Raw genomic sequence first — 16,037 nt, 5'->3', positions numbered from 1 at the left:
CTTTCGTCTGCTGCCAGTCTACGTCACGGCAGGTGCAGGTCGCGTATGCGCTGGGGCTGGCCGCGGCGCTTTTTCCCTTCCACGCGCCGCACGCGGCGGGCCTCGCGGCGGGCCGCCTTGCCCTCGACATATTCGCTCCTGACCTGCGCCGGATCCCGGAAGACCGCGGCCGGTCCGTCGCCCGGCCCGCACGCTTCGCCGCCGTCCGGAACCGCGTCGAGCGGTCCAAGCTGCAGCCTGTCGGCGGACTCCCCGACGTCGTCCAGCAGTCGCATGACCCCCCGGTAGAGGCGGATGCCGCACAGCACCAGAAACAGCGCCGAACCCGAGAGCAGGAACAGCCAGAGCAGGACCCAGAACCACCACGGCATCATGCCGCCACCTCCCCGTAGCCTGCCAGCGCGGCGGCCAAGAAGTCCCGCGCGGCCACCGCGAGATCGGGCGGGTCGACAACGGCGAGGTCGCCGCCGTGGCGCGCGATCAGCCCGGGAAGGCGTTCGGGGGAGGCGATCCGAACCTCGGCAAGGATCCTGCCGTCCGTGCCGCGGGCCGTGCGGCTCGGCGCGTAGTCCTCCAAGAGGCTCTCGAGCCTGGCCGCGAAGGAAAGAACCACCACGGCGTCGTCCGCCCCCGGCATAAACAGACGGTCCTGGACGGCCGCGTGCCGCTCGGCGGAAGGTTGGAAGGTTTCCCCGGTAGGCGAGATGGCCTGGATCCGGTCCACCCTGAAATTGCGGGGACCCTCGGCCCGGCGGCACCATGCCTGCAGGTACGCGCGCCCGCCGTCCTCCAGCAGCCGGACCGGCTCCACGTCCCGGTTGGCGATCTCGTCGCGCGCGGCGTTGTAATAGGCCAGCGTGACCACGCGGTGCCCCCGGACGGCCTCGCCGAGGGCGTCCATCCGTTCCTTGTCCTCGGAGGAAGCGGGCCGTGCGGAGACGAGATCGCCGATCTCGCCGAATTCGCCCGCCGCCAGTTCCAGCTTGGCCAGCGCGGAGCGGGCGGCCTCCGGTCGGCTCAGCGTCGGCAGGTCCAGCATGGTGCGCAACCCGACGATGAGCGAGAATGCCTCCGTAAGGTTGAGCCTGATTGGCTTGGACAGCCCGTCCGCGTTCGTGATGCTCACGGTGTCCCCCTCGTAGTCCACGTCGATCAGCTCGTCGTGGTATCCGTTGGGGACGCCGCACATCTGGATCATGGCGAGGTCGCCTATCAGTCGCTGGCGCGTCAGGCCAAAGCGGGCGGCGGTCTCGTCGATCCGCGGCGCGCCCTCCCGAACCACGAAGGCGATGATGTCCAAGGCCCGGGCGACGACGTCGGTCGCGGGCGGCCGGCCGGTCGCGCGGTTCTCCTTCAGCGTGTAGGTGGTCCGGGGCCTGGACTGCTCGCGCAAGGCCTCCCGCAGGCGTCGCGCCACGGCCTCGCGCAACTGGTCCGGCGAGGCCACCCGCGCGGCGTCCCCCAGCTCGGCGATCTCCGCCGACGTCGCCTCCGCGTCGTGGAACGGAGTGCGCACAACGTCGTATCCGTCGTCGGCCGTGCGCCGCTCCCCCACGCCGAGCGGGGAATCCCCGGCGGCAGTTGCTGCAGCCGCGCGGAGCGCCAACCCACGCCCGGCACGCAGTTCGAGTTCGGCCCACGCCGTGGCGGTCGCCGGGTCCAGCGCGTCCAGGACGTCGGCCACCCGGAAACCGTCCGGCCGCTCCACCTTGCCTGGCGTCCGGGCGATGCCGGAAACGATGCGGGAGAGGCGGAAGATCCGCTGTCCGTCGCGGTCCTGGTCCCTTGCCACGAGGTACCAGTTTCCGAACCGGCTCCCGATGCCCCACGGGTCGACCCGGCGCTTCGATTCGGTGCCGTCCACGGAGCGGTAAGTGAAGCGCACGGGAGACCGGTCCCAGACCGCGCGCAACACGTCCGGGAAAACGGCGTCGCCCGCATGCAGCCTCGGCTCGAACGTCTCGAAGCCCGCCTCCGCCTCGGCGGGCTCTCCCGCTGACAGTCGGCTGATGGCGCGCGCGGCCGCGGTCTCCACCGTGGGGTCCTTCCAGATGCGGGCGGCGAGCCCGAGCGCCAGGGCCTCCTCGGCGTCGAACCCGACCTCCGGCAGCCGGTACTGCTCCGGGAGGATGCGGTAGCGGCTGTCCTGCCTGTTGTTCTCGCTGAGGGCGTCGCCACCGAGTGTTTCGAGGGGCACGCCGAGCGCGCGGAGGTCCTCCTTGTCGCGCTCGAACTTGCGCTCGAAGGCCTCGTCGCTGAGGCCCTTGTAGTCGTCGACCCGCTGGCGGAGTTCGTCCTTGGTGTACCCGCGCTTGTGGTACATCAGGGCATATGTAAGGCTGACGAGCTTCTCGGTCCGCGAAGGAAGCACGACGTTACGTTTGGTGGACACCCTTTCTACGTTACTACGCAGGAGGGCGGCGCGGCCCGTGGTGTCACGGTCCGCGCCGCCCGGGCGCTGCAGGGGTGTCGCTCCGCGTTTAGCGGACGTTGACGAGGTCCACCACGAAGATGAGCGTCTCGCCGGGGCCGATGGCGCCGCCCGCGCCACGCTCGCCGTAGGCCATGTGCGGCGGGATCTCCAGGCGACGGCGGCCGCCGACCTTCATGCCCAGAAGGCCCTGGTCCCAGCCCTGGATGACCTGGCCGATGCCGACCTTGAAGTCGAGCGGCTGGCCGCGGTTCCACGAGGAATCGAATTCCTCGCCCGAGGACCAGGCAACTCCGACGTAGTGGGCAGAGACGGTGCTGCCGGCCACGGCCTCCGCGCCGTCGCCGACGATGATGTCCTCGCTGACGAGCTCGGTGGGGGCGGTCTCGCCCGGGAACTCGATTTCCGGCTTGGTGCGGTCGTACTCGCGCTGTCCAAAAGACATGGCGTTCCTTTCGGTGGGTGTGCGTTTGCCGGTAACTAGGCTACTTGGCGGACTTGATGTCGACCACGAACACGAGGGGCCCGGCGGGGCTTCCCTCGGCCGCGTCGTCGCCGTAGGCCATGGCGGCGGGGATGCTCAGGACGACCTTGGAGCCGACCTTCTGACCGGCCAGGCCCTTCGTCCAGCCCTGGATGACCTGGGTAAGGCCGAATTCGGCCGCTTCGCCACGCTCGTAGCTTGAATCGAAGACCTTGCCGTCTTCCCAGCGCACTCCGGCGTAGTCGGCGGTGATCGTGGAGTCCTCGGTCAGGGCCTCGCCCTTGCCCTCTTCAAGGACGTGCACGGCGAGTCCGTCGGGCGCCTCCTTGCCCTCGGGCAGGGAAATGGTCGGCTTGCCGTCCTTGTCGAACTTGACGGTCGGGAAGGCGCCGGAGTCGACGAGCTCCTTCACCTCGGACTGCTCGAGCGTCCGCGGCGGCTCTGGAATGTTCTCGGCTCCGACGACCTTCAGGACCAGGACCTCGCTGGCGGTGGCCGGTTCGGCCGGCGCGCTGCTCGCGCCGTCGGTGCTTGCGGCCGGAGGGGTCGGGCGCACATAGGCGACCCAGGATCCGACCTTGGAACCCAGCAGGATGTTGTAGATCTCGGGATCGGCTTCCTTCATCTCGTCGGTGAGCGAGAGGATCTGCGGGTCGCTGGCGAAGAGGTTGCCCAGCTCGCTGCCGTCCGTGGTGCTGTAGCCGGCCAGCTTGTAGGAGACGTTCTGGTTCGCCGTGATCTCGGCGCCGTCGCCCTCCTCGATGACCTGGGCACCCGCGGCGGTCGCGTTCAGCGGGGTGTCGAACTTGACGGTGGGTGCCGTGTTGTCGTCCCCGCCGGGGGTGATGTCGATGGAAGAGAGGGGCGCGGCGTCCCCCACGGTCTTCGGGGTACCGGCCCCGCAGCCGGTCAGGGCCAAGAGGGCCAGGGCCAGCACTATTGCGAAAAGCTTGCGCACGAATTCAACTTTCGTTGGGGTCACTGTCTTCCAGCCCGTCCGGCGCGCCGAACGAAATGAGTCGCCACCAGCTTAGGCGCATTCCCTGTGAGGATTCTAAGCAGGCCGCGTCCCCTCGACCGTAGTGTGGCGCGGGAAGACGCTACAAGAGTGCCAGCAGTTCCTCGACGCGCCGATCCGAGCTGGCGAACGGATCCTTGCAGAGCACCGTCTGTCCCGCGTGGTCGTTGAGCTTGAGGTGAACCCAGTCGACCGTAAAGTCCCGGCCCGCGTCCTTGGCCGCCCGGACGAAATCGCCCCGCAGTTTCGCGCGGGTGGTCTGCGGGGGCAGCGACCGGGCCTCCCGCACCTGGTCCTCGCCAACCACCGACGCGGCGAGCCCGCGGGCCCGCAGCAGCTGGAACAGCCCGCGCGTCGGCGAGATGTCGTGGTATGTCAGGTCGAGTTGGGCGATCCGCGGCGCGGACAGATCCAGTCCGTGGCGGTCCTGGTACCCGCGCACCAGCTTGTGCTTGATGGCCCAGTCGATCTCCGTGTCGATGCCTGAGGCGTCCTGGCCGGCGACGGCGTCGAGCGCGCGGCGCCACAAATCCATGACGCGCGGGACGTGCTCCGTGTGGGCGCCCTCCCGGTCCAGAAAGGCGCCGACCTTGGCGTAAAACATCTCCTGAAGCTCCAGGGCGGACATCTCGCGTCCGCTGGCGAGCCTCACGGGTGTGCGCCCCGTGAGGTCGTGCGAGATCTCGCGGATGCTGCGGATCGGATTCTCCAGGCGGAAGTCGTCCATGATGGTTCCGGCCTCGATCATGCGCAATATCAGGTCCGTGCTGCCGACCTTGACCAGCTGGGTGGTCTCGGACATGTTGGAATCGCCCACGATCACGTGCAGCCGCCGGTAGTGCTCGGCATCGGCGTGCGGCTCGTCGCGCGTGTTGATGATGGGGCGCGACCGCGTTGTCGCGGAGGAGACACCCTCCCACACGTGGTCCGCGCGCTGGGAGAACGCGAAGCGGTGTTCACCGTCGACTGGCAGGACCTTGCCGGCGCCCGCGAAGAGCTGGCGCGTGACGAGGAAGGGGATCAGGATCTCCGCGAGGCGCGCGAATTCGAGGCGGCGGGGGATGAGGTAGTTCTCGTGGCACCCGTAGGAGTTGCCCGCGGAGTCGGTGTTGTTCTTGAACAGGTACACCGAACCCGGGAAACCGTCCTCCCGCATCCGCTCCTCGGCACTGACCACAAGGTCCTGGAGGATCGCCTCTCCGGCCCGGTCGTGCGCGATCAGCTGGGCGACGTCGTCGCACTCTGCGGTCGCGTACTCGGGGTGCGATCCGACGTCGAGATAGAGCCTGGAGCCGTTGGTGAGGAAGACGTTCGAGCTGCGACCCCACGCGACCACCTTGCGGAACAGGTACCGCGCCACCTCCTCCGGCGTCAGCGGCCTCCCGCCCGGCGCGGAGTACGCGATCCCGTATTCGGTCTCGATGCCAAAAATCCTGCGGTCCATGCCCTACTCCCCTCGGCCGGCGGCCAACACCGCGGCAACGTCGGCGGCGCCAAGGCGCCGGAAGGCGCGCCTGGTTCCGTGTTGTGCCAGCGGATCGCGGTCCAGCACGGCCACTTCCAGCATCCGGGCGCCGTCCGGTCCGTCCGCCACGCCCGGCAGGGCAGTCGCGGCCGCGCGGATGGCCCCAGCGACTCCGCCGTCGGGCCCGTTGTGGCCGCCCCACGCGCCGTCCATGGCCCGTGAAACCGTTTCGGAGTCGCCGCCCATGATGATCAACCCCGGCTCGTCGGAGATGGAGCCGTCGAAGTTGATCCGGAACAGGTGGTCGCCGGCGGGAACGGCACCGACCTCGACAACGGCCAGCTCCACCTCGAACGGCTTGTTCTCGGCGGTGAAGACGCCACCGAGACTCTGCGCGTAGACGCTGGCGAGGCCTCGCCCGGTGACGTCCTCGCGGTCGTACGAGTAGCCGCGCGTATCGGCGTAGCGGACGCCGATCTGCCGGAGCGACTCAAATTCGTTGTACTTGCCGACCGCGGCAAACGCGATCCTGTCGTATATTTCGCTGACTTTCCGCAGCGAGGCGGAGGGGTTCTCCGCGACCAGCGCGATGCCGTCGACGCAGCTCGCGACGACCACCGACCTTCCGCGGGCGATGCCCTTGCGCGCGAAGTCCGCGCGGTCCTTCATCAGCTGCTCGGGCGAGACATAGAACTGTGCGGACACCTAGGCTTCCCTTCCCACGGTGGAGCGGCGCCCGACGATGCCGCCGGCCACCCGGGCCAACGCCTCGTCGGCGACCTTCAGCGTGCCGCCGGCGCCCACCGAGAAAACCACCGGCCACAGCTGCCGCACCAGGTCCGGCCCCCCCGTGGAGGAATCGTCGTCGGCAGCGTCGTACAGCGCCTCGACGGCCACCTCGACGGCCGCGTCGGCGTCCAGGCCCGGGCGCCACAGTTTCTTCAGCGCGCCACGCGCGAAGACCGCACCCGAGCCGATGCTGTGGTGTTCCTGCTCCTCGTAGCGGCCGCCGGTGATGTCGAACGAGAAGATGCGACCGCTCCCGCGGTTGGGGTCGAACCCCGCAAACAGCGGGACAACGGACATGCCCTGCATGGCCATCGGCAGGTTGCCTCGGATCATCGCGGCCAGCCTGTTGGCCTTGCCGTCCAGGCTGAGGAGCGTTCCCTCGATCTTTTCGTAGTGCTCCAGTTCCACCTGGAAGAGCCGGGCGATGTCCATCGCGATCCCGGCCGAACCGGCGATCCCGACCACCGAGTAGCGGTCCGTGGCGAAGACCTTTTCCATGTGGCGACTGGCGATCACGTTTCCGATGGTCGCCCGCCTGTCCCCCGCCATGACCACGCCGCCGTCGTATTCGAGCGCGACGATCGTGGTGGCGTGCCTGAGTCCTTCGGTGGCGGAAACCGCCTCGCGGGCCGGGAGCAGGTCGGGTCGTTCGCGGACGAGGTACTCGAGGAACGAGGGGCCGGCGGGCACATCCACCGCTACTGGCCGCCCTTCTGCACGAAGCCGCGCACAAACTCCTCGGCATTCGTCTCGAGCACGCCGTCGATCTCGTCGAGCAGGTCGTCGACGCCCTGGGTCTGGTCCTGCTTGCCCGCGGACGCGCCGGCTCCTGCCGGGGCCGGGGCCTCGTCGATGTCCTGCGTCTGCTCCACCGGCTTGGCCTTGAACTGTTCCTGGGCCATGGCGTCCTCCTTATGTCGCGTGTCGGCGGCGACGCCGCCACGTCCATCTTGCCACTCGTTGCGGCGGGGCGGTGCCTAGGGCCGGCCGGAGCGCAGCCGGTCCACGAATTCGCCGATCTCCAGGCCCGCCTCAAACAGCGGGCCGACCAGACCGCGGGTGCCCCGCAGGGGCTCGAGCATGGAAACGCGCTCGAGGCCCGCGCGGCCCGGAACGCTGAAGATGACGGAGTCCCAGCTGGCCCCCACCACGTCGTCGGGATAGTCCGCCAAGGCCCGTCCGCGGAAGTAGGCGCGCGTGTCTTCCGGCGGGGCCGCCACGGCGGCGGCGATCCGGTCCGGCGTCAGCAGGGTCTCGACGACGCCGCGGGCGGCCAGCCGGTGGTACAGGCCCTTCTCCGGGCGGATATCGGCCCATTGGAGGTCCATCAGCGAGATCCGCGGATCGTCCCAGGCGAGGGAGTGCCTTTCCCGGTACTGCTCCATCAGCCGGTACTTGGCGATCCAGTCCACCTGCGCGGCGGCACCCATCACGTCGCGCCGGAGGACATCGAGGGTGTCCTGCCAGCGCCGGAGCACGTCCAACGTCTGTTCGTCGTCGGCTCCGGTATCGGCGCAGAGGAGCCGCGCCGCGTCGAGGTACTGCTCCTGCAGGTCCAGCCCAGTCATGCGGCGGCCGTCGGTGAGCTCCACGACGGTCCGCAGCCCGGGATCGTGGCTGATGCGCTGCAGTGCCCCCACCGGGTCCCGGAGCTCTATGGCGGGCGCGCGGCCGGCTTCGATCAGCGAGAGCACCAGCGAAGTGGTGCCCACCCGCAGGTATGTGGAGACCTGCCCGAGGTTGGCGTCCCCGACGATCACGTGCAGGCGGCGGTACTTGTCCCAGGCAGCGTGCGGCTCGTCGCGGGTGTTGACGATGGGACGCCGGATCGTTGTTTCCAGCCCCACCTCCGCCTCGAAGAAGTCGGCGCGCTGGCTGATCTGGTAGCCGGGGGTGCGCCCGGTGACGCCCAGCCCCACGCGCCCGGATCCGCACAGGATCTGCCGGGAGGCAAAAAACGGGATGAGGCCGGCCGCGATGTCCCCGAACGGAGTCGACCGCGGCATCAGGTAGTTCTCGTGCGCGCCGTAGCTGACGCCCTTGTTGTCGGTATTGTTCTTGTAGAGCAGCACCTCGGCGAAACCCGGCGTCTGGGCGATGTGCCTGGCGGCAGCCAAGGCCACCTGGTCGCCGGCCTGGTCCCACAGGACCACGTCGAGCGGATTTGTGGTCTCCGGCGACGAGTACTCGGGGTGCGCGTGGTCCACGTAGAGGCGCGCCCCGTTGCCGAGGACCATGTTCATCAGGACGTGTCCGGCCGCGTCCGGAGTGCCAGTCTCCTCCGCGTAGAGCGTTTCGCCGATGCGCGCCTCGCCGCCCGCCAGCGCGATTTCCTCGGCGGTGAGTTCCCGGGGCTCGTCGGTCAGTTGCGAACTGTCGGCGTCGGCCCGGGACATCGAGAAACCGCGGGCGTCGACCAGCGGCGTCTCGTCCGCGTAGTCCCAGCGGGTGCCCGCCAGATGGCCGTACCCGTGCCGCACGGTGGCGGCATACGCGTTCACCACCTGGGCGGACAGCAGGGTGGAGTTGGCGCCGGGCTGCGTGGGCGCCAGGACGCCGTACTCCGTCTCCAGGCCGACGACGCGGCGGACCGTCACAGGTACTGCCCGGTGTTGGAGTAGGTCCCCGTGCCGTCGTCGGCCAAACTGCGCCCCACCCCCGACCCGGTCTTGTCCTGGACGATCGTGCGGATGTAGGTGATGCGTTCGCCCTTCTTGCCGGAGATCCGCGCCCAGTCGTCGGGGTTGGTGGTGTTGGGCATGTCCTCGTGCTCGTGGAACTCGTCGACCACACCGCGCAGCAGGTGCTCGATGCGCAGGCCCCTGATTCCCGTGGTGAGGAAGTCCTTGATGGCCGATTTCTTGGCCCGATCCACCACGTTGCGGATGACCGCGCCGGAATTGAAGTCCTTGAAGTACAGCACCTCGGTCTCGCCATTGGCGTAGGTCACCTCGAGGAACTCGTTGTCCTTGTCGGTGGCGTACATGGCCTCGACCGTTTGCCGGATCATTTCGCGGACCGTCGCGTCCCGGTCCCCGGCGTGCTCCGCCAGGTCCTCGGGGTGCAGGGGGAGGTCCTGCGTGAGGTACTTGGCGAAGATCTCCGCCGCGCCCTCCGAGTCCGGCCGCTTGACCTTGATCTTCACGTCCAGCCGCCCGGGACGCAGGATGGCAGGGTCGATCATGTCCTCGCGGTTGGACGCGCCGATCACTATGACGTTGTCGAGCTTCTCCACGCCGTCGATCTCGCTGAGCAACTGCGGGACGATCGTGGTTTCGACGTCGGAGGACACTCCGGTGCCGCGCGTGCGGAACAGCGAGTCCATCTCGTCGAAGAACACCACCACCGGATTGCCGCCCGTGGCCTTCTCACGGGCGCGGGCGAATATCAGGCGAATGTGGCGCTCCGTCTCGCCCACGTACTTGTCCAGCAGCTCGGGACCCTTGATGTTCAGGAAGTAGCTCCGCGCGGCCTCGCCGCCGCGCAGCTCGGCCGTCCGTTCCGCCAGCGAATGCGCCACCGCCTTGGCGATGAGCGTCTTTCCACAACCCGGCGGTCCGTAGAGCAGGATGCCCTTAGGCGCCTTCAGCCCGTGCTCGCGGTAGAGGTCGGCATGGAGGAACGGCAGCTCGACGGCGTCGCGGATCTGTTCGATCTGCTGGCCCAGGCCGCCGATGTCGGCGTAGGAGATGTCCGGCACCTCCTCGAGGACCAGCGACTGCATGTCGGAGAGGTGGACCCGCTCGATCGCCAGACCCGTGCGCGGGTCGATGGCCAGGCTGTCGCCGACCCTGACGCGTTCCCTCAGCAGCGGACCGCCCAGGCGCACCACCTTCTGGTCGTCGGCCCTGCCGACTGCGAGCACCCTCCCGTCGTCGAGGACCTCCTTGACGGCGACCAGTTCGCCGGAGGCCTCGAAGCCGAGCCCGGCCACGACCGTCAGGGAGTCGTTGAGTAGCACCTCCTGGCCGATCTCGAGCGCCTCGAAGTTCAGCAGCGGGCTCACCGACACCCGCAGCTTCCTCCCGCTCTGGACGATGTCGACGCTTTCGACGGCGGCGGAGGCGATGGACTTGCCCGCCTCCGGATGGCGCTTCGGATTGATCTGGACGATGGTGCCGTGGCTGAACGGCGTGTCGCCGTCCTTCTCCAGCGCCTCCTTCAACGTCACGATCTCGGCGCGCGTCCGCTCCAGCAGGGCCACCATCCGCGCGTTGTTCTGGGTCGCGGTGCCCAACTGGCGGTCGAGCTGCCGTGCCTTGTCGCGCAGGACGTTGAGCTGGCGTTCGGCGAGCCCCAACTGGCTTTGGAGCCGGGCCTCGCGGTCCGCGGCTTCCGGTCCGGTTCCGGCCTGCGGTTCCGTCGGCATGTGAGCACTCCTTCGCTGTTCGCCGCCCGGGCGGGGCGGCTACAAACCATCGTAGTCAGCCGCGCACTCACGCCCTATTGTTCGGAGTCTTCGTTGCGCTGCGCCGCGCCGGCCCCGTCGGCCCGGGTGCCGCCGGGCGTCTCACCGTCGCGGAAGGCCCCGCGCTGGACGGTCGAGGCGGCGTCCTTGGCGGCCCGACGCAGCCGCTTGTCGGAGACGCCGCGCTCCCCCAGCGCCGGCGCGTCCCACGCCTCCGGGTCGTGGCCGCGGGTCCACGCGTTGACGTCCTCCGCGGCGAACTCCATGTTCTTCATGCGCTTCTGTCCAGGGATTCCGGCAGCGCCGTCGGCGAGGCGGCGGGCCGTCATCAGGAAGCCGGTATGGGCGACCATGCGGTGGTCCGGACGGACGGCGAGACCGTCGAGGTGCCAGCCGCGGACCATCGACTCCCAGGCCTCGGGCTCGGTGAACCGGCCGTCGGCGCGGATCGCCTCGGCGGTCCGCGAGAGCTGGGTGACCGTGGCGACGTAGTTCACCCACACGCCCCCGGGCGCCAGTACGGTCGCGACGGCGTCGACGCACTCCCAGGGCGCCAGCATGTCCAGCACCACACGGTCCACGGAGCCGGGCTCCTCGGTCTCGAGGACCTTCTCCTGGAAGTCGCCGATCGTGATGTCCCACGCCGGGTGCGAACCGCCGAAGATCGTCTCCACGTTGCCGCGGGCGATGTCCGCGAACTCCTCGCGGCGCTCGAAGCTGTGCAGGTAGCCGGCGTCGCCGACCGCACGCAGCAGGGAGATGGACAGGGCGCCCGAGCCGACGCCCGCCTCGACGACACGCGCGCCCGGAAAAATGTCGCCCATGGTGACGATCTGGGCGGCGTCCTTGGGGTAGACCACCGCCGCCCCGCGCGGCATGGACAGCACGAAGTCCTTCAGCAGGGGCCGCAGGGCCTGGTAGCGGTGCCCCGTGGTGTTCTCCACGACGACACCCTCGGGCTGCCCAATCAGCGCATTGTGCGCCAGGACGCCCTTGTGGGTGTGGAAGGCCCCGTCCTGGGTGAGCGTGATCGTGTTCATCCGGCGCTTTTCGTCGGTCAGCTGGACCCGGTCCCCGGCGCGCAACGGTCCGCGGCGGGCGATCGCGCCGTGCGGGCCCGCGTGCGTATTCATGCCGTCCCGCCCGGCGGCGGCGTCGGGCTCGTTCTGCCCGGTGGTGTGTGCGGGCTGCTGCTCGTCTGACATTCTGTGGCTCATTCCGTGTGGTTCAGTGCTGAAGTGTTTAGGACTGGGGCCGGCGGCCGGTGATGGCGCCGACGACGGCCGATTGGACCAGGAGGCCCGTGATCTTGCCGGAGGCGTCGGTGACCGCGTATTCGCTGCCGCTGAGGCCCGCCAGGAAATTGATGAGGTCGCGCCCCGAACCCGACTCGGAGACCACCGCTCCGGAGGCCAGCGCCCGCGCGACGCTGCCGGCCGGCGTCGTTCCGCGCAGTTCGAGGGGCACGGCGGCCAGGGACGCGTTGTCCACCACGGCCTCGGGCCTGCCGTCGCCGCCGAGCAGCAGCACATGGCCCGGACGCGCCGCCAGCACTGCGTCGACGTCCGCAACGGTGAACGAGGACGGGACGGCCGTGGCCGGCTCCATCAGCGCGCGCACGGCGACGAGCGGAAGTCGCTGGCGCATGCGGGCGTCGCGGATCGCCTGGGTGGCCCCTGTCCACAGGAAACCGGCAACAAGCACCGCGACGATGGTGAACTGCAGGTCCAGCGGGATACCCAGGGCGAGGGGGCGGACCACGAAGTAGGCGATGAGCGCCGCGACGATGATCCGGCCCGCCCAACCGGCCGCGACGGTGCCGCGCTCCTGCGATCCGGTTGCCCGCCACACGATCGATTCGACGAGCCGGCCGCCGTCCAGGGGCAGGCCGGGCAGGACGTTGAACAGGGCTACCAGGAAGTTGGCCCAGACAAGAATGGTGACGAGCAGTCCGACGACGCCGGCCGGTTCGGCCACAAGGGCGTAGGCGTGGCCCAGTCCGGCCAGGACGAAGTTGGCGACCGGGCCGGCGAGGGCCACCACTAGCGACTTGCCGGGAGTGGCGTGGAAGCTGCCGAACTGCGTGTGGCCGCCCCACAGCGTGAGAACGATCCGCGCCCCGGGCCACCCGAAGGCCTTGGCGCTGACCGCGTGCGCGAGCTCGTGGATCAGCACCGAAACCAGCAGCAGGACGGCGTAGGCCAGGGCGACAACGTACGCCCCGGGGCCGATGCCGGGCAGGGCGCGGGCCACGTCCGGCCCGAAGACCGCCACGATGAACGCGGCGATCACGAACCAGGACCAGGCCAGGGACACGGGCACGCCGAACAGCCGTCCCAGTGGGATTCCCTCGCGACGGGCCGGTGCCACCATGGTCATTGGGCTCCGCCGGCCGTGTGGCCCGCGGGCACTTGGCGCAATGCGCGGACGAATTCGTCCAGGTCGCTGGCCGTCAGGCCGGCAAGCGTCGGGTAGACAGTCCACGCGTCAGATGCGGGCAGTGGCGTGATGTGCGGAACGGCGATGGTCGACGCGCCGCTCGCGGCGGCCGAGGCGACTCCGGGCACGGAGTCCTCGAGGGCCACGACGCGGCGCGGGTCGAGGTTCGGCAGGTCCACCTCCAGAGTGCGCATGGCCAGCAGGTACGGCTCCGGGTCAGGCTTTCCTTTGGAGACCATGTCTCCGGTGACGAGGAAGCGGAAGGTGCCTTCCGGCAGCGCTTCAGCGACCAGCCCGGCCAGCGGCCCCTCGGACATGGTCACCATGGCGCAGGGGACGCCGTTCGCGGCCAGGTCCTCCAGCAGTTCACGTGCTCCCGGCCGCCAAGGCACGTGCCCGCGGACGCCTTCGATCACGGAGGCCGTCAGGATGTCGATGATCTCGCGGATCTCCAGGGCGACCCCGGCGTTCTGGAGCATCCGCGCACTGTTGGGCAGGGCCTGCCCGACCAGGCGCTCGGCGTCCCGCTCCGTCCAGGTCCCGCCGTGCGCCTGCACGAGTTCGATCTCGGCGGCGATCCAGTACGGCTCGGTGTCGACGATGGTTCCGTCCATGTCCCAGAGCACGGCCTGCACGCCGTTGTCGGCGTCGAAGGCGTTCTGGGGCACGGAGGGCGGCAGGGAAGTCGGGGGCATGCTTCGATTCTACCGGCGGAGCACCACGCGCCCGGCCGCTATGGCGTTAGGGTGAGACCGTGGCAGAGGATTTCCAGGAACGCAGCTCACTGACCGAGGTCGTGGCCGCCGGGGCTGAGCCCAACGGGGGTAAACGGCCCACGATCATGGTGGTCGCCTTCGAGGGATGGAACGACGCCGGCGAGGCGGCCAGCGACGCCGTGCGGCTGCTGGCCCGGTCGTGGAAGGCGAAGAAGGTCGGCCAAGTCGGCGACGACGACTACTACGACTACCAGTTTTCCCGCCCGACGGTCCGCCGCAACGCGGCCGGCAAACGCGTCATCCATTGGCCGACCACCCGCCTGTTCCGGGCCGCGATGCCCAACAGCGGGGTCGATGTTCTGCTGGTGCGCGGCGTTGAACCCACCTACCGCTGGAAGGCCTTCACGGGGGAACTGCTGACGCTCGCCGAGATGGAAAACGTCAAGGCGGTGGTGCTGGTCGGCGCCCTGCTTGCCGACGTCCCGCACACCAGGCCCATTCCCGCCACGATGACCAGCGAGGATCCCCACCTCCGGGAGGTCCTGTCCGCGGAGCCGGCGACGTACGAGGGCCCCACGGGCATCCTGGGCGTGCTGGCGGAGACGGCGGACTCGGCGGGCCTGCCCACGGTGTCCATCTGGGCCGCCGTGCCGCACTACGTGGGGCAGTCCCCCTCGCCCAAGGCCTCGCTGGCCCTGTTGCGCCAGCTGGAGGAACTGCTGCGGGTCACCCTGGACGTGCACTCCATCGCGGAGGACGCCGAGGCGTGGGAGCGCGGCGTCAACGAGCTCGCCGGCGAGGATCCGGAAATCGCCGCCTACGTGCACCAGTTGGAGGAGGCGCAGGACGCGGCCGACCTACCGGAGGCTTCGGGGGAATCCATCGCCCGCGAATTCGAACGGTACCTCAAGCGTCGGGCGCGGGGGGGCCGCGACCGGGACGGCCGCGAGGGCTACGGCGGACCGTCCGGAGAGTCCGGCTAGGACCCCGCCGGAGCCTCCACCAGGCGAAGACCCAACAGCGCGTCGACCGCGGCGGCCGCCAGTTTCGTGCCGGTCCCCGCCGCGGACGGATCCGCGCTGGTGCGGGACCACGTGTCCAGGGCGTCGAGGGCGCCCGGAGCATCCAGATCGTCGGCCAGTCGCTCGCGGATGGCGGACAGCAGCTCCGCGGCCTCGGCCGCGGTGGCGCTGGGGAGCCGCTGGCGCCAAGCCCCGACGCGGCCGCGGGCCGCCTCCAGCAGCGCGTCCGTCCAGAACCAATCGGTGCGGTAGTGCTGGCCGAGCAGGACCGCGCGGATCGCGACGGGGTCGACGCCCGCGGCGCGGAGCTTGGAGACGAGCACAAGGTTCCCGCGGGACTTGCTCATCTTTTCCCCGTCGAGGCCCACCATGCCCGTGTGCACGTAGTGCTCGGCCAGCGGCTTCGCGTCCGACGCCGCGGCGTGGCCGGCCGAGAACTCGTGGTGCGGGAAAATCAGGTCCGATCCCCCGCCCTGAACGGTGAACGGAGCGGGAAGGAAGCGCCGGGCGATCACCGAACACTCGATGTGCCACCCCGGGCGGCCCTCTCCGAGGGAGGCCCCGTCCCAGAACGGCTCTCCGTCGCGGCGCACGCGCCAGACCAGCGGATCGAGGCTGTCCCGCTTGCCGGCCCGGTCGGGGTCGCCCCCGCGCTCGGCGAAGAAGCCCATCATGGTCTCGCGGTCGAGGCCGCTCACGCTGCCCAGCGACCAGACGGACGACGCCGCTGCCTGCGCGTCGAAGTAGACGTCGCCGTCGGGCTCGCCGTCCGCGCCGGGGACCCGGTAGGCGAGATCGCGAGCGACAAACTCCTCCACCACGGGAACGATCCAGTCCACGGACTCGACGGCGCCGATGTAGTGCTTGGGCGGCACAACGTTCAGTGCCTCCATGTCGCCGCGGAACAGGTCTGTCTGTTCGCGCGCCAGATCGCGCCAGTCAACGCCGGTCGCCGTGGCCCGCTCGAGCAGGGGGTCGTCGACGTCGGTGACGTTCTGCACGTAGGTGACGTCGAGGCCGGCGTCGCGCCACAGGCGGTTGAGCAGGTCGAAGGCGACGTAGGTCGCGGCATGCCCCATGTGCGTCGCGTCATAGGGGGTGATCCCGCAGACGTAAAGGCCGGCTTCCGCCGACGTGGCGGGAACCTCCAGGCGCCCCGTCGCGGAATCGTGGATCCTCGGCGCGGGAGCGGCGCCGGGGAGGGAGGGAATGCGGGGGGCGGACCAGGCGTGCACGGGGGGTCCTTTCTGCGGTTTGCCGGGAAG

Annotated in this window: 14 protein-coding genes and 1 pseudogene; 1 reads left to right on the top strand and 14 read right to left on the bottom strand. The window is 69.8% G+C overall.

Going from position 1 to position 16,037, the window contains the following annotated elements; all coding sequences use genetic code 11:
- Positions 1-23 precede the first annotated feature (23 nt).
- The 13 genes and pseudogenes from AC3ZJJ_RS05975 to AC3ZJJ_RS05915 all read right to left on the bottom strand — a co-directional run bounded on the left by AC3ZJJ_RS05975 (position 24) and on the right by AC3ZJJ_RS05915 (position 13,729).
- Positions 24-374 (bottom strand): hypothetical protein, encoded by a 351-nt coding sequence (locus AC3ZJJ_RS05975; protein WP_489894476.1) that lies wholly within the window; start codon positions 372-374, stop codon positions 24-26.
- A complete protein-coding gene (locus AC3ZJJ_RS05970; protein WP_489894475.1) occupies positions 371-2,392 on the bottom strand; it encodes a helix-turn-helix transcriptional regulator in 2,022 nt (673 codons plus the stop codon). The genes AC3ZJJ_RS05975 and AC3ZJJ_RS05970 overlap by 4 nt, the downstream gene beginning before the upstream one ends.
- Positions 2,393-2,480: 88 nt before the next feature.
- Complete coding sequence (locus AC3ZJJ_RS05965; RefSeq protein WP_489894474.1) at positions 2,481-2,876, bottom strand: FKBP-type peptidyl-prolyl cis-trans isomerase; 396 nt, start codon at positions 2,874-2,876, stop codon at positions 2,481-2,483.
- 40 nt (positions 2,877-2,916) lie between these two features.
- Entirely contained in the window at positions 2,917-3,873 is a 957-nt protein-coding gene (locus AC3ZJJ_RS05960; protein ID WP_489894472.1) for an FKBP-type peptidyl-prolyl cis-trans isomerase, read from the bottom strand.
- A 142-nt stretch (positions 3,874-4,015) separates the two neighbouring features.
- Positions 4,016-5,377 (bottom strand): Pup--protein ligase, encoded by a 1,362-nt coding sequence (gene pafA / locus AC3ZJJ_RS05955; protein WP_489894470.1) that lies wholly within the window; start codon positions 5,375-5,377, stop codon positions 4,016-4,018.
- Positions 5,378-5,380: 3 nt separating this feature from the next.
- The gene (gene prcA / locus AC3ZJJ_RS05950; RefSeq protein WP_489894468.1) at positions 5,381-6,103 is read right to left on the bottom strand and encodes a proteasome subunit alpha; all 723 of its coding nucleotides are present in this window, start codon (positions 6,101-6,103) and stop codon (positions 5,381-5,383) included.
- The gene (prcB, locus tag AC3ZJJ_RS05945) at positions 6,104-6,883 is read right to left on the bottom strand and encodes a proteasome subunit beta (RefSeq protein ID WP_489894466.1); all 780 of its coding nucleotides are present in this window, start codon (positions 6,881-6,883) and stop codon (positions 6,104-6,106) included.
- A 2-nt stretch (positions 6,884-6,885) separates the two neighbouring features.
- Complete coding sequence (locus AC3ZJJ_RS05940; protein WP_489894464.1) at positions 6,886-7,089, bottom strand: ubiquitin-like protein Pup; 204 nt, start codon at positions 7,087-7,089, stop codon at positions 6,886-6,888.
- Positions 7,090-7,164: 75 nt separating this feature from the next.
- The gene (dop, locus tag AC3ZJJ_RS05935) at positions 7,165-8,784 is read right to left on the bottom strand and encodes a depupylase/deamidase Dop (RefSeq protein WP_489894462.1); all 1,620 of its coding nucleotides are present in this window, start codon (positions 8,782-8,784) and stop codon (positions 7,165-7,167) included.
- Positions 8,781-10,584, bottom strand: a pseudogene (gene arc / locus AC3ZJJ_RS05930) (proteasome ATPase); the annotation flags it as partial. The pseudogene arc and the gene dop, both read right to left, overlap by 4 nt.
- Before the next feature lie 46 nt (positions 10,585-10,630).
- Positions 10,631-11,800, bottom strand: coding sequence for a tRNA (adenine-N1)-methyltransferase (locus AC3ZJJ_RS05925; RefSeq protein WP_489894460.1), 1,170 nt, complete (start codon positions 11,798-11,800; stop codon positions 10,631-10,633).
- A gap of 37 nt (positions 11,801-11,837) precedes the next feature.
- Positions 11,838-12,974, bottom strand: coding sequence for a site-2 protease family protein (locus AC3ZJJ_RS05920; RefSeq protein ID WP_489894458.1), 1,137 nt, complete (start codon positions 12,972-12,974; stop codon positions 11,838-11,840).
- On the bottom strand, positions 12,971-13,729 hold the full coding sequence (locus AC3ZJJ_RS05915; protein ID WP_489894456.1) for an HAD family hydrolase: 759 nt from the start codon (positions 13,727-13,729) through the stop codon (positions 12,971-12,973). The genes AC3ZJJ_RS05920 and AC3ZJJ_RS05915 overlap by 4 nt, the downstream gene beginning before the upstream one ends.
- A gap of 146 nt (positions 13,730-13,875) precedes the next feature.
- Between AC3ZJJ_RS05915 and AC3ZJJ_RS05910 the strand changes: the two genes are divergently transcribed.
- On the top strand, positions 13,876-14,733 hold the full coding sequence (locus AC3ZJJ_RS05910; protein WP_489895705.1) for a PAC2 family protein: 858 nt from the start codon (positions 13,876-13,878) through the stop codon (positions 14,731-14,733).
- Here AC3ZJJ_RS05910 and mshC read toward each other — a convergent pair.
- On the bottom strand, positions 14,730-16,007 hold the full coding sequence (gene mshC / locus AC3ZJJ_RS05905; RefSeq protein WP_489894454.1) for a cysteine--1-D-myo-inosityl 2-amino-2-deoxy-alpha-D-glucopyranoside ligase: 1,278 nt from the start codon (positions 16,005-16,007) through the stop codon (positions 14,730-14,732). The two genes, AC3ZJJ_RS05910 and mshC, sit on opposite strands and share 4 nt — an antisense overlap.
- Between the last annotated feature and the right edge of the window lie 30 nt (positions 16,008-16,037).

The organism is Arthrobacter sp. AOP29-A2-19 (assembly GCF_058138025.1).
Note: the sequence above shows the minus strand (reverse complement) of the source record. Positions and strands in the feature narration are given on the sequence as shown.

Coding starts and splice junctions, on each gene's coding strand:
- AC3ZJJ_RS05940 (WP_489894464.1), bottom strand. CDS start 7,089: ATGGCCCAGGAACAGTTCAAGGCCAAGCCGGTGGAGCAGACGCAGGAC.
- AC3ZJJ_RS05965 (WP_489894474.1), bottom strand. CDS start 2,876: ATGTCTTTTGGACAGCGCGAGTACGACCGCACCAAGCCGGAAATCGAG.
- AC3ZJJ_RS05925 (WP_489894460.1), bottom strand. CDS start 11,800: ATGTCAGACGAGCAGCAGCCCGCACACACCACCGGGCAGAACGAGCCC.
- AC3ZJJ_RS05975 (WP_489894476.1), bottom strand. CDS start 374: ATGATGCCGTGGTGGTTCTGGGTCCTGCTCTGGCTGTTCCTGCTCTCG.
- AC3ZJJ_RS05915 (WP_489894456.1), bottom strand. CDS start 13,729: ATGCCCCCGACTTCCCTGCCGCCCTCCGTGCCCCAGAACGCCTTCGAC.
- pafA (WP_489894470.1), bottom strand. CDS start 5,377: ATGGACCGCAGGATTTTTGGCATCGAGACCGAATACGGGATCGCGTAC.
- AC3ZJJ_RS05920 (WP_489894458.1), bottom strand. CDS start 12,974: ATGACCATGGTGGCACCGGCCCGTCGCGAGGGAATCCCACTGGGACGG.
- AC3ZJJ_RS05910 (WP_489895705.1), top strand. CDS start 13,876: ATGGTGGTCGCCTTCGAGGGATGGAACGACGCCGGCGAGGCGGCCAGC.